At 66.5% G+C, this 12,855-nt stretch carries 10 protein-coding genes; all 10 read left to right on the top strand.

Translation table 11 applies throughout. The features are described from left to right. Positions 1 to 183: 183 nt before the first annotated feature. The 10 genes from xdhA to GU920_RS04615 all read left to right on the top strand — a co-directional run bounded on the left by xdhA (position 184) and on the right by GU920_RS04615 (position 12,817). Positions 184 to 1,641 (top strand): xanthine dehydrogenase small subunit, encoded by a 1,458-nt coding sequence (gene xdhA / locus GU920_RS04570; protein ID WP_161765764.1) that lies wholly within the window; start codon positions 184 to 186, stop codon positions 1,639 to 1,641. Continuing rightward, positions 1,638 to 3,938, top strand: a complete 2,301-nt coding sequence (gene xdhB / locus GU920_RS04575; protein WP_161765765.1) for a xanthine dehydrogenase molybdopterin binding subunit — start codon at positions 1,638 to 1,640, stop codon at positions 3,936 to 3,938. Before xdhA ends, xdhB begins: the two co-directional genes overlap by 4 nt. Before the next feature lie 110 nt (positions 3,939 to 4,048). Further along, a complete protein-coding gene (gene xdhC / locus GU920_RS04580; RefSeq protein ID WP_161765766.1) occupies positions 4,049 to 4,987 on the top strand; it encodes a xanthine dehydrogenase accessory protein XdhC in 939 nt (312 codons plus the stop codon). Beyond that, positions 4,984 to 6,528, top strand: a complete 1,545-nt coding sequence (locus GU920_RS04585; RefSeq protein WP_161765767.1) for an ABC transporter ATP-binding protein — start codon at positions 4,984 to 4,986, stop codon at positions 6,526 to 6,528. The genes xdhC and GU920_RS04585 overlap by 4 nt, the downstream gene beginning before the upstream one ends. A gap of 75 nt (positions 6,529 to 6,603) precedes the next feature. After that, on the top strand, positions 6,604 to 7,692 hold the full coding sequence (locus GU920_RS04590; RefSeq protein ID WP_161765768.1) for an ABC transporter permease: 1,089 nt from the start codon (positions 6,604 to 6,606) through the stop codon (positions 7,690 to 7,692). Beyond that, the gene (locus GU920_RS04595; protein WP_161765769.1) at positions 7,692 to 8,624 is read left to right on the top strand and encodes an ABC transporter permease; all 933 of its coding nucleotides are present in this window, start codon (positions 7,692 to 7,694) and stop codon (positions 8,622 to 8,624) included. The genes GU920_RS04590 and GU920_RS04595 overlap by 1 nt, the downstream gene beginning before the upstream one ends. 48 nt (positions 8,625 to 8,672) lie before the next feature. Next, a complete protein-coding gene (locus GU920_RS04600; protein WP_161765770.1) occupies positions 8,673 to 9,770 on the top strand; it encodes a BMP family ABC transporter substrate-binding protein in 1,098 nt (365 codons plus the stop codon). 156 nt (positions 9,771 to 9,926) lie between these two features. Beyond that, a complete protein-coding gene (locus GU920_RS04605) occupies positions 9,927 to 10,835 on the top strand; it encodes an aldo/keto reductase (protein WP_161765771.1) in 909 nt (302 codons plus the stop codon). Beyond that, the gene (locus GU920_RS04610) at positions 10,832 to 11,905 is read left to right on the top strand and encodes an NAD(P)/FAD-dependent oxidoreductase (RefSeq protein ID WP_161765772.1); all 1,074 of its coding nucleotides are present in this window, start codon (positions 10,832 to 10,834) and stop codon (positions 11,903 to 11,905) included. Before GU920_RS04605 ends, GU920_RS04610 begins: the two co-directional genes overlap by 4 nt. A 93-nt stretch (positions 11,906 to 11,998) precedes the next feature. Beyond that, a complete protein-coding gene (locus tag GU920_RS04615) occupies positions 11,999 to 12,817 on the top strand; it encodes a glycoside hydrolase family 25 protein (RefSeq protein WP_161766524.1) in 819 nt (272 codons plus the stop codon). Positions 12,818 to 12,855 lie beyond the last annotated feature (38 nt).

A 12,855-nucleotide genomic window follows, 5' to 3' on the forward strand; every position in this document is an offset into this window, starting at 1 on the left:
AAACTGCTTCGGTTCGAAGCAAAAAGGTTCTTCTTGCCATGTGGCGGAGCGGCGGGCTTCACTGTTAGGAAGACAACAGGCCCGAACCGGCAAACGGGGGGCATGGGGCGCGTGGCCCGCTTTACGCCGCATCGGGCGGCCACGCAAAATGCCTCAAACGGGGAGAAGGCGGCGGGTTGAGACATGACCGGGATCGCGTTTCTCCTGAACGGAACGCCGGTCCGCGTGACGGGCACAGCACCGACGCGGACCCTTCTCGATTGGCTGCGGGAAGAGCGCGGCCTCTGCGGCACCAAGGAAGGCTGCAATGAAGGCGATTGCGGCGCCTGCACCGTGATGGTGACCGATGCCGCAGGCAGCCGCGCGCTGAATGCCTGCATCCTCTTCCTGCCGCAGCTGCACGGCAAGGCCGTCCGCACGGTCGAGGGGCTCTCCGGCCCCAAGGGCGAGATGCACCCCGTGCAAGAGGCGATGGTCACCCATCACGGCGCGCAATGCGGCTTCTGTACGCCGGGTTTCGTGGTCTCCATGGCCGTGGCCCAGATGAACGGGCGGCGCGATCATGATGATGTGCTGGCGGGCAACCTTTGCCGCTGCACGGGCTATGCCCCCATCATCCGCGCCGCCGAAGCCGCCGCCACGGCCCCCGTCCCCGACTGGATGGAGAGCGATCGCCGCTTCATCTTGGCCCAAATACCCACATCCGACGGCCCCACCAAGACCGGCGCATCAGGCACGGGCGCAGGGGGGTCCGGGGGGACGGCTGTCCCCCCGGCCGTTCCAGATGCCGCCTTCCGCCCCACCAACTCGGACGACCTGGCCGACTGGTATCTCGCCCATCCCGACGCCACCCTCATCGCCGGGGCAACCGACGTCGGCCTTTGGGTCACGAAACAGCTCCGCGACCTCGCACCTGTGGCCTTTCTCAACGGCGTTACTGACCTCCAGCAGATCGAACGCCAGGGCGGGATGCTGCATATCGGTGCCGCCGTCACCATCGCCGCACTGCGCACGGCAGTGCAGGACCGCCTGCCATCCTTCGCGGAACTCCTTCGCCGCTACGCCAGCGAACAGGTCCGCAACGCCGCCACCATCGGCGGAAACATCGCCAACGGCTCCCCCATCGGGGATGGCCCGCCCGCGCTGATCGCGCTTGGCGCGACCCTGCACCTGCGCCGGGGGGATGAGCTGCGGTCGATCCCGCTCGACTCCTTCTTCCTCGACTATCGCAAGCAGGACCGCCGCCCCGGCGAATTCGTGGCGGGTGTCAGCTTCCCGGAACAGGCCCCCGGCCTGCGCTGCTACAAACTGTCCAAACGCTTCGATCAGGACATCTCTGCCGTCTGCGGCTGCTTCAACCTGACCCTGGACGCGGGCAGGATCACCGCCGCCCGCATCGCCTTTGGCGGCATGGCAGGCATCCCCAAACGCGCGACCCATGTCGAACAGGCCCTGATCGGCGAACCCTGGAGCGAGGCCACAATCACAAAGGCCCTCCCCGCCTTCGCGCAGGATTTCACGCCGCTTTCCGACATGCGCGCCAGTGCAACCTACCGCCTTGAAACCGCGGCCAACATGCTGCGCCGCTACTTCCACGACCTGAACGGAACCCCCGTTTCCGTGCTGGAGGTCGCGCCATGACCATGGGCAAACCCCTCCCCCACGATGCCGCCCCGCTCCACGTCACCGGTCAGGCGCGCTATATCGATGACATCCCGCTGCCCGCGGGTGCGCTGCACCTCGCCTTCGGCCTGTCCACCATCGCGCATGGCGAGGTGACGGCGATGGATCTGACAGCCGTCCGCGCCGCCCCCGGCGTGGTGGCCGTGCTTGGCCCGGAAGATTTTGCCGAGATGCCGGATTGCAGCCCCTCGGTGCATGACGAACCGCTTCTCTGCACCGGCATGGTCCAGTATCTCGGCCAGCCGCTCTTCCTTGTGGCCGCCGAAAGCCACCTCGCCGCCCGCCGCGCCGCGCGTCTGGCTAAGGTGACCTACCGCGAACGCCCCGCCCTCCTGACGGTGGATGACGCGCTGGCCGCCAACAGCCGCTTTGAACAGGGCCCCGTGATCTGGACGAAAGGCGACCCCGCCGCCGCCATCGCCACAGCGCCTCATACCGTCGAAGGCACATTTGAAGTCGGCGGACAGGAGCATTTCTACCTCGAAGGTCAGGTCGCCGCCTGCCTGCCGCAGGAAGGGGGCGATGTGACCATCCTCTCCTCCACCCAGCATCCGACGGAAATCCAGCACAAGGTTGCCCATGCCCTCCACCTGCCCATGAGCAGCGTGCGGGTGGAAGTGCGCCGCATGGGCGGCGGCTTCGGCGGCAAGGAAAGCCAGGGCAACGCGCTGGCCATCGCCTGCGCCGTGGTGGCCACCCGCACCGGGCGGCCCTGCAAGATGCGCTACGACCGCGATGACGACATGATGATCACGGGCAAGCGGCACGACCTGCGCATCCTCTACCGCGCGGGCTTTGATGACACGGGCCGCGTGACGGGGCTGGAGTTCACCCATCTTTTCCGCTGCGGCTGGGCGCAGGATCTGTCGCTGCCGGTGGCCGACCGGGCGATGCTGCATGCCGACAACTGCTATCACCTGCCTCATATCCGCATCGAAAGCCATCGCCTGAAGACGCACACCCAAAGCGCCACCGCCTTCCGCGGCTTCGGCGGCCCGCAGGGAATGGTGGGCGTGGAACGGGTGATGGACCATATCGCCCATGCGCTGGGCAAGGACCCGCTGACAGTCCGCCGCGCCAATTTCTACCGCGCGGCAGAGGTGGCGGGGCCGGTGCAGACCACGCCCTATCACATGGCGGTGGAGGATTTCATCGGCCATGACCTCGTGGCTGAACTGGAACGCAGCAGCGACTACCAGAAGCGCCGGGCCGAGATCGCCGCATGGAACGCCACTTCGCCCATCCTGAAGCGCGGCATCGCGCTGACCCCGGTGAAATTCGGCATCTCCTTCACGCTTACCCACCTCAATCAGGCCGGGGCCTTGGTCCATGTCTATCAGGATGGCTCCATCCAGTTGAACCACGGCGGCACGGAAATGGGCCAAGGCCTGTTCCAGAAGGTCGCGCAGGTCGTGGCGGGCGTCTTCGGCGTCGATGCCGGGGCGGTGAAGATCACGGCCACCGATACGGGCAAGGTGCCCAACACATCGGCCACCGCCGCCTCCTCCGGGTCGGACCTGAACGGGATGGCAGCCAAGGCCGCGGCCGAGACGATCCGCGCCCGCCTCGCCACCTTCCTCGCCGAAAAGCACCAGACCAACCCGGAAACGGTGCGCTTCGAGAATGGCCTCGTCCATGTCGCGGGCGAAGCCTACGATTTCGCCCGCGTCGCAGGTTGGGCCTATCAGGCCCGTATCTCGCTGTCCTCAACCGGCTTTTATGCCACGCCCAAGATCGTCTGGGATCGCATGCGCGGCACGGGCCGCCCCTTCCTCTACTTCGCCTATGGCGCGGCGGTGACCGAGGTGGTGATCGACACGCTGACGGGCGAAAACCGCATCCTGCGGGCCGACCTTCTGCATGACACCGGCACCAGCCTGAACCCCGCGCTGGATATCGGGCAGGTGGAAGGCGCCTATGTGCAAGGCGCGGGTTGGCTGACGACCGAGGAACTGGTCTGGGACGCGAAGGGGCGGCTCGCCACCCACGCGCCCAGCACCTACAAGATCCCCGCCTGTTCCGACCGCCCGCGCATCTTCATCGTGGCGCTCTGGGGACGGCCGAACCGCGAGGATACCGTCGGCAAATCCAAGGCCGTGGGAGAACCCCCGTTCATGCTGGGCATCTCGGCCCTGATGGCCCTGTCTGACGCCATAGCCGCCTGCGGCGACGGAAGCATCTACCCCGCGCTTGACGCGCCCGCGACGGGCGAACGGGTGCTGGCGGCGGTCCATCGGGTGCGTGACCATGGCTGACAGCGCGTCCCCTCCCAAGCGGAATTTGACACAAGTTCCGCCCCGAAATCTGCGCACGGATTTCGATACGATTTCTGTGTGCAGGAATCGCTTTCGACCGGGGGCACTGCATGTTTGACCTCGCCACCCTGCACGCCACAGTCGCCGCCCATGGCCCCGTCGCCCGCGTCGTGATTGCCGCGCATGACGGGTCCAGCCCGCGCGAAGTTGGCGCCGCCATGCTGGTCTGGGCATCGGGACAGTCCGGCACCATCGGCGGCGGCGCGCTGGAGCACGAGGCCACCATCCGCGCCCGCGCCCATCTTGCCGAAACCCGGCCGCTCCTCACGCGAGAGGCGCTTGGCCCCAAACTCGGCCAATGCTGCGGCGGCGCGGTCACCCTGCTGACCGAAGTCTTCACCGAAACCACCCTTCCCGAACCCGACGAAGGCGTCTTTGCGCGCCCCATCGATGGGCGGCAGATGCCGCTTTCGGTCAAGCGCCTTGCTGCGCGCGCGCGGGGCGAAGGTGTCCTTCCGAAACCCGTCTTGCTGCAGGGTTGGATGGTGGAACCCATCGCCCGCCCCGACCGCCATCTCTGGATCTGGGGCGCGGGCCATGTGGGCCGGGCGCTGGTGAATGTGCTGACCCCCCTGCCGGGTGTCGCGATCACATGGATCGACATCGCCGCCGACCGCTTCCCCTACGCCATCCCTGCCAACGTCACACCCCGGATCGAAGCCGATCCCGCATTGGCCGTGGCCGACGCACCGCCGGATGCCGAACACCTGATCGTCACCTTCTCTCACGCGCTCGATCTCGAACTGTGCCACCGGCTGCTGTCCCATGGCTTCGCCGCCTGCGGTCTGATCGGATCGGCCACGAAATCGGCGCGCTTCCGGTCGCGGCTTGCGTCCTTAGGGCACGGCCCCGCCAGCATCGCCCGCATCGCCTGCCCGATCGGCGATCCCGCCTTGGGCAAACATCCGCAGGCCATCGCCGTGGGCGTCGCCGCGGCCTTCCTTCGCAACAAAACACAACACGCGTCACGACAGGAGAACGCGGGATGACAGGGACGGACAAGACAACACGGCCAGAGCTTCTGGCCGTGCAAGGCGTGACCAAGGCCTATCCGGGCGTTGTCGCAAACAGCGACGTGTCCTTCGCCATCGCCGAAGGCGAGGTGCATGCCCTGCTGGGCGAGAACGGCGCGGGCAAATCCACGCTGGTCAAGATGATCTATGGCCTCGTGAAGCCTGACAGCGGCAGCATGCGGTTTCGCGGAAAGCCCTATCAACCCACCGAACCCAAGGCCGCCCGTGCCGCAGGGGTGGCGATGGTGTTTCAGCATTTCAGCCTGTTCGAAGCCCTGACTGTGGCCGAGAACGTGGCCCTCGGGATGGAGAACCCGCCCCCCATGCGCGAATTGGCAAGCCGGATCCAGAAGGTCAGCGCCGAATATGGCCTGCCGCTCGATCCCGGTCGGATCGTGGGCGATCTGTCGGCCGGAGAACGTCAGAGGGTCGAGATCATCCGCTGCCTGCTGCAGAACCCCAAGCTCCTGATCATGGACGAACCCACCAGCGTGCTGACCCCGCAAGAGGTGGAGATCCTCTTCAAGACGCTGCGCCAACTGTCCGCCGAAGGCACCGCCATCCTCTACATCAGCCACAAGCTGGAAGAGATCCGCGCGCTGTGCGACGAGGCGACGATCCTGCGCCGCGGCAAGGTGGTGGCCACCTGCACCCCGCGCGACCGGTCGGCGCGCGAGATGGCGGAACTGATGGTCGGCGCGACACTGACACCGCCCGCCCGCGCCGCCCTGCCCAAGGGGGATGTCGCGCTTGAGGTGACGGGGCTTTCCGTGGCCTCGCCCATCCCCTTCGGGATGGGTCTGAAGGATGTGAACTTCCGGGTTGCCCGGGGGGAAGTGCTGGGCATCGCCGGGGTGGCGGGCAACGGGCAGGACGAACTTCTCCTTGCGCTGTCGGGCGAATTGCGCACGCCCCCCGACGCCGTGAAGATCGACGGCAGGGCGATGGGCGCGGCAGGCCCCAACGCGCGCCGTGCAGCGGGCCTTGTCTCGGCCCCCGAGGAACGGCTGGGTCATGCCGCCGCCCCCGACATGACGCTGGTAGAGAACGCGCTTCTGTCAGGCGCGGTGCGCAAGGCGCTGGTGCGGAACGGTTTCATCGACTGGGCCGGAACCGGGCGCTTTGCCGCCGAGATCGTGAAGGATTTCGATGTCCGCACTCCGGGCACCCATGTCGCCGCCCGCGCGCTGTCGGGGGGCAATCTGCAGAAATTCGTCGTGGGGCGTGAACTGTCACAGGCGCCCACGGTCATCGTCATCAACCAGCCCACCTGGGGCGTGGATGCGGCGGCGGCGGCGGCGATCCGGCAGGCGATCCTTGATCGCGCCGCCGAAGGCGCGGCGGTGGTGGTGATCAGTCAGGATCTGGATGAACTTTTGGAAATCTCGGACAATTTCGCCGCGCTCAATGCCGGTCGCCTGACCAATCCGCGCCCGGTGGAAGGCCTGACGGTTGACGAGATCGGCCTGATGATGGGTGGCGCCCACGGGATGGAGGTCGCGCATCATGCAGGATGAGACCCAAAAGTTTTCGAAAACTTTTGCAAATTTCTTCGAAGAATTTTGTCCCCTCTCTGCCACGGAGTGCCGCGCATGATCCGGCTTGAAAAACGCCCCTCGCCCAGCGCCTTCTGGCAATGGGCCACGCCGATCCTTGCGGTGATCCTGACGATGATCGCAGGCGGGATCATGTTCGCCATGCTGGGCAAGAACCCGGTGGAGGCGATCCGCACGATCTTTTGGGATCCCCTCTTCAACGAACAGTTCGCGTCCTACTCCCGCCCGCAGCTTCTGGTGAAGGCCGGACCCCTGATCCTGATCGCGGTGGGCCTGTCTTTGGGCTTCCGCGCAGGCATCTGGAACATCGGGGCCGAGGGGCAGTACATCATGGGCGCGCTGTTCGGCGCGGGTGTGGGGCTTGCGCTCTATCCGGTGGAAACGCGCTGGGTGTTTCCCCTGATGGTGATCGTCGGGGTCTTTGGCGGCTGGCTCTGGGCGATGATCCCGGCCATCCTGAAGACGCGCTTCAACACGAACGAAATCCTCGTCTCGCTCCTGATGGTCTATATCGCGCAGAACATCCTTGCCTCTATGTCGCTGGGCCTGTTGCGCAATCCCGAAGGCGGCGGCTTTCCCGGCAGCCGCAACCTCAGCCAGATCCCGGCCATGGCGAACCCCGAACTCATCCCCGGCACGGGGCTGCATTGGGGGGTGATCGCGGCCTTCGTCGTGGTCATCGCGGCCTATATCCTGCTGCAACGCCACATCCTCGGCTATCAGATCAAGCTGGCCGGTCAGGCCCCCCGCGCCGCGCGCTTTGCCGGTGTCAGCCCGACGCGCCTTGTCCTTCTGTGCATGGGCCTGTCGGGCGCGCTGGCCGGGATGGCCGGGCTGTTCGAGGTGGCCGGCCCCTCGGGCCAGATCAGCATTGATTTCAACGTGGGCTATGGCTTTACCGCCATCATCGTGGCCTTCCTCGGCCGCCTGAACCCCATCGGCATCCTGCTGGCGGGGCTTCTGATGGCGCTCACCTATATCGGGGGCGAACTGGCCAGCTTCATGCTGGGCCTGCCCGCCGCCGCGATCCAGGCGTTTCAGGGGATGCTTCTGTTCTTCCTCCTCGCGGTGGATCTGCTCACCAACTTCCGCATCCGCTTCGGCACCAGAAAGGAGGCCCTGTGATGGATCTCGGCGGCATCAATCCGGCGATCCTGATCGCCTCGCTCATGGTAGCATCTGTTCCGATCATCCTTGCCGCGCTGGGCGAGCTGGTGGTGGAAAAGGCGGGTGTCCTCAACCTCGGGGTCGAGGGGATGATGATCATGGGCGCCATCTGCGGCTTTGCCACGGCGGTCATCACGGGCAGTCCTTATCTGGGCTTTCTGGGCGGTGCGCTGGGCGCGGCCTGTCTGAGCCTGGTCTTCGCCGTGCTGACACAGGTGCTTCTGGCCAATCAGGTGGCGACGGGCCTTGCCCTCACGCTGTTCGGGCTGGGGCTGTCCAGCCTGATCGGGCAGGGCTATGTGGGGATCAAGCCACCGCTGACGGGGACTGTCCCGCTGGGGCCGCTGGCGGATATCCCCTTTTTTGGGCCGGTTCTCTTTGACCATGACTGGATGGTCTACCTATCCATCGCGGCCTGTGCCGCGGTCTGGGCGGTTCTGAAATACACCCGACTGGGCCTGATCCTGCGCGCGGTCGGCGAAAGCCACGACGCCGCCCACGCGCTGGGCTACAAGGTGGTGCGCATCCGCATCCTCGCCATCCTCTTCGGCGGCGCGCTGGCAGGCCTTGGCGGGGCCTATATCAGCCTGATCCGCGTGCCCCAATGGACCGACGGCATCACCGCCGGCGCAGGCTGGATCGCGCTGGCCATCGTGGTCTTTGCCAGCTGGAAACCGTGGCGCGTGCTGCTTGGTGCCTATCTTTTTGGCGGCATCACCGTGCTACAGCTTAATCTGCAGGCGGCGGGGGCGCGAATCCCGGTCGAATACTTGTCGATGAGTCCGTATCTGATAACCATCCTCGTGCTGGTCATCATGTCCTCTGGCAAGGGCAAGGCGGCGCTGAACGCGCCGGCGGCGCTGGGCCAGAACTTCCACGCCTCGCGCTGAGGCCAATTCAACCGGGGTCGCTGCCGACCCCGCAACCGGGAGCAAGAAATGAAGAGAAGAACAATCCTGAAGGGCGGCGCCGCGCTGGGCCTTGCCTCGATGATGGGGGGAAAGATGGCCCTTGCGCAGGGGCTGGAGAAGGTCAAGGCGGGCTTCGTCTATGTCGGCCCCATCGGTGACGGCGGCTGGACCTTCCAGCACCATCAGGGCGCGCTGGCCGTGCAAGAGGCCTTTGGCGACAAGGTCGAAATCGTGTGGCAGGAAAACGTGCCCGAAGGGGCCGATGCCGAACGCGTGCTGACCCAGATGGCGCTGTCGGGCTGCAACATCATCTTCACCACCTCTTTCGGCTTCATGGACGCGACCAACGCCGTCGCGGCCAAGTTCCCGGACATCAAGTTCGAACATGCCACCGGCTACAAGCGCGACCACGCGAACGTGTCGACCTATAACGCACGCTTCTATGAAGGCCGCGCCATCCAGGGCCATATCGCGGGCAAGATGACCAAGACGAACAAGATCGGCTACATCGCGTCCTTCCCGATCCCCGAGGTGATCATGGGGATCAACAGCTACTATCTGCACGCCAAAAAGGTGAACCCGGCTGTGGAACTGTCGATCGTCTGGGCCTTCACCTGGTTCGATCCGGCGAAAGAGGCCGATTCCGCCAAGGCCCTGATTGATCAGGGCGTGGATGTCATCGCGTCGCACACCGATTCCACTGCCCCGCTGGCCGAGGCGGCCAAGACCAACGGCGCCGTGATCGGCTTTGGTCAGGCCTCCGACATGGCGGATTACAAGCCGTCTCCGCGCGTGTCGTCGATCATCGACAACTGGGCGCCCTATTACGTCAAGCGTGTGGGCGAACTGCTGGATGGCACCTATGCGCAGGTGGACAGCTGGGCTGGCATCCCGGAGGGCGAGGTCGAGATCGGCGAGATCACCGATGCCGTCCCCGCCGACGTGAAGGCCGAAGCCGAAGCGATGCGCGATGCGATCGCCGCGCGCACCTACCACCCCTTCACCGGCCCGATCAACAAGCAGGACGGCACCCCGTGGCTGGCCGAAGGCGTGACCGCGCCGGATGGCGATCTGCTGGGCATGAACTTCTATGTCGAAGGGATCACGGGCGAAATCCCGTCCTGATCGGCTCTGTCATCGAGGGAAAGGCCCGCTCCGGCGGGCCTTTTTCATGCCCGCCCCGCCGTACAAAGACCCCTGTCGCGCGCCCTGTCGCGGGCTGGCATCAAAGCGGCGGGCGGCGGCTTTCCTTCCGGGCAGCGCCGTGGCAGGGTCGTGCCCATGACGACATCCTGCCCCCTTGCCTTTGGCTGCATGCAGTTCGGCGGCCGCGCCGATGCGCAGGCCGCCCGCGCCATGTTCGATGCCGCGCGCGAGGCCGGGATCACCCATTTTGACACGGCCAACGTCTATACCGCCGGTCAGTCCGAACGCCTGCTGGGCGAGTTTGCGCAGGGCGACGGCGCGGTGCGGATTGCCACCAAGGTGGGCTATGACGGCGGGGCGGGCCGGGCCAATCTGATCGCGCAGTTCGACGAAAGCCTGCGCCGCCTAGGCAGGGATGGCGTTGATCTGCTCTATCTGCATCGCTTCGATCCGGCCACGCCGCTGGAGGAAACCATCGCCCTTTTCGTCGAATGGCAGCAGGCCGGGCGCATCGCCCGGATCGGCCTGTCGAACTTTGCCGCGTGGCAGGTGATGAAGGCGCAGGCCATCGCGGCGCGCTATGGCAGCCGGATCGACGTGATCCAGCCGATGTACAACCTTGTGAAACGGCAGGCCGAGGTGGAAATCCTGCCGATGTGCGCCGATCAGGGGATCGCGGTCCACGCCTATTCGCCGCTGGGTGGCGGGCTTCTCACCGGCAAATATGCGCAAGGCGGCGCGGGGCGGCTGTCCGAGGACAGCCGATATGCCGCCCGCTATGCGCCGCAAGCCATGCATGCAGCCGCCACAGGCCTGGCTGCGCTGGCGGCCGAAATCGGCACGCATCCCGCCACGCTGGCGGTGGCGTGGGTCCTGTCCTGCCCGATCACGCCCGTCGTGCCGCTTGTGTCCGCCCGCGATGCGGCGCAGCTTGCGCCCTCGCTTGCCGCACTTCACATGCCCATGACGCCGGACCTGCGCGCACGCCTGTCCGCGCTCTACCCCGCCCCACCCCCGGCAACCGACCGGCTGGAGGAAGAATGACCGATTTCCTGATCATCGGCGGCGGCATCGCCGGCATTTCCGCCGCCGCACGCCTGTCCGCGATGGGCTCTGTCACCGTGCTGGAGGCCGAGGCCGCGCTGGCGCATCACGCCTCGGGGCGATCCGCCGCGCTGTATGAACCCCGCTATGGTGCGCCTGCCGTGGTGGAACTTTCGCTTGCCTCCGAAGACCACTTCCGCGCGGCCGACCATGTGCTGTCCCCGCGCGGCCTGATGATCGTCGCCAAGGCCGATCAGCAGGATATCTTCGCGGCCGAGGTCCGCGACATGCAGATGACACGCTGCAGCGTGCATGAGGCCCGCGCCATCGTCCCGATCCTGAACCCTGACAGCGTGGCCATGGCCGCCATGGCCGACCACGCCTGGGACATCGACACCGATCTTCTGCTGCAGGGCTTCGCGCGCGAGGCGAGGTCGCGCGGCGCACAGATCGTGACCGGCGCCCGCGTCAGCGCCATCGAGCGGGGCGGCGAGGGGTGGACGGTCACAACACCTGCGGGCGAGTTTTCAGGCCGCCTCCTGATCAACGCAGCGGGGGCTTGGGTGGATGAGGTCGCTGCCATGGCCGGGATCCAACCCTTGGGCTTTACCCCCAACCGCCGCTCCATGGCCCGCATCCCGGCACCGGGCGGGCATGACATCAGCCGCTGGCCCATGCTCTTTGGCGCCGGCGAGACGTGGTATGCCAAGCCGGACGCGGGCGCCCTGATCGTCTCCCCCGCCGAGGAAGACCCACAATCGCCCCATGACGCCTGGGCCGATGACATGGTGCTGGCCGAAGGTCTGGCCCGGTATGAAGAGATGGTCACCGAACCCGTCACGCGGCTCATCTCCAACTGGGCGGGTCTGCGCACCTTTGCGCCCGACCGGGTGCTGGTGATCGGGCGTGACCCGCGACAGCCTGATTTCTTCTGGCTTGCCGGACAAGGCGGCTATGGTTTCCAGACCTGCCCCGCCGCCAGCCAGCTTGCCGCCGACCTGATCGGCGGGCGGCCCTCCGGCCTGTCGGCAGGCCTTGTCGCCGCGCTTGATCCAGCCCGGTTTGGCTGATCCGTCGGGGCCGCGCAGCGCGCCCGGCGGAAAGGCGGCAGGTCCCGGCGAAGGGGCGTGACAGGCGGCAGCGGATCGGTCAGCATTGCGCACATGTTCCGCATCCTCGCCGCCCTCAGCCTCTCCCTTGCCCTCGCCGCCTGCGGTGGTGGGCCTGCGCCTTCACCCACGCTCTCCACCACGGCAGGCGCGATCGCCAATCCCGCGCAGTTCCGCGTCATCCCGCCAAATTTCGGTGATGCCGATCCCGCCAGCTTTGGCCCGCGCGGGCCAGAGGATCATGCCGTCCACGGCATTGACGTGGCCCGTTTCCAGACGGCGATCGACTGGCGGCAAGCCCGCGCCAATGGCGTGAACTTCGCCTTCATCAAGGCGACCGAGGGTGGCGATCTGGTCGATCCCATGTTCCGCGACAACTGGCGCGGCGCAGGCCGCGCAGGTGTGCCGCGCGGGGCCTATCACTTCTTCTACCATTGCCGCCCGGCGGCCGAACAGGCGGCCTTCTTCATCCAGAACGTCCCCCGCACCCCTGGCGCCCTGCCCCCCGTGCTGGACATGGAATGGACGCCCTTCTCGCCCACCTGCACCATCCGCCGCCCGGCCAGCGTGCTGCGGTCAGAGGCGAAGATCTTCCTCGACATCGTCGAACGCCACTATGGCCAGCGCCCGATCATCTATTCGACCGTGGACTTCTACCAAGAGAATGAGATGTGGCGGGTCGGGAACTATCCCTTCTGGCTGCGCGCCGTCGCCGCCCACCCGGACGAGGTTTATGGCGGCCGCCACTGGACCTTCTGGCAATATACCAGCACCGGCCTCATCCCCGGCATCGCGGGCGAGGTGGATATCAACGTCTTTGACGGCAGCGCGTCCGACTGGGCGGCATGGCTTGCCGCAAACCGTCACCCGTAAAGGATAGGGCACCGGACCTGCGCCCGGTGCCCTTCCCG

This window comes from Paragemmobacter ruber (genome assembly GCF_009908315.1).
Lineage (GTDB): Bacteria > Pseudomonadota > Alphaproteobacteria > Rhodobacterales > Rhodobacteraceae > Paragemmobacter > Paragemmobacter ruber.

Excerpts from the sequence above, each read along its gene's own strand:
- GU920_RS04585 (WP_161765767.1), top strand. The coding sequence starts at position 4,984 with ATGACAGGGACGGACAAGACAACACGGCCAGAGCTTCTGGCCGTGCAA.
- GU920_RS04600 (WP_161765770.1), top strand. The coding sequence starts at position 8,673 with ATGAAGAGAAGAACAATCCTGAAGGGCGGCGCCGCGCTGGGCCTTGCC.
- GU920_RS04595 (WP_161765769.1), top strand. The coding sequence starts at position 7,692 with ATGGATCTCGGCGGCATCAATCCGGCGATCCTGATCGCCTCGCTCATG.
- GU920_RS04610 (WP_161765772.1), top strand. The coding sequence starts at position 10,832 with ATGACCGATTTCCTGATCATCGGCGGCGGCATCGCCGGCATTTCCGCC.
- xdhB (WP_161765765.1), top strand. The coding sequence starts at position 1,638 with ATGACCATGGGCAAACCCCTCCCCCACGATGCCGCCCCGCTCCACGTC.
- GU920_RS04615 (WP_161766524.1), top strand. The coding sequence starts at position 11,999 with ATGTTCCGCATCCTCGCCGCCCTCAGCCTCTCCCTTGCCCTCGCCGCC.
- GU920_RS04605 (WP_161765771.1), top strand. The coding sequence starts at position 9,927 with ATGACGACATCCTGCCCCCTTGCCTTTGGCTGCATGCAGTTCGGCGGC.
- xdhA (WP_161765764.1), top strand. The coding sequence starts at position 184 with ATGACCGGGATCGCGTTTCTCCTGAACGGAACGCCGGTCCGCGTGACG.
- GU920_RS04590 (WP_161765768.1), top strand. The coding sequence starts at position 6,604 with ATGATCCGGCTTGAAAAACGCCCCTCGCCCAGCGCCTTCTGGCAATGG.
- xdhC (WP_161765766.1), top strand. The coding sequence starts at position 4,049 with ATGTTTGACCTCGCCACCCTGCACGCCACAGTCGCCGCCCATGGCCCC.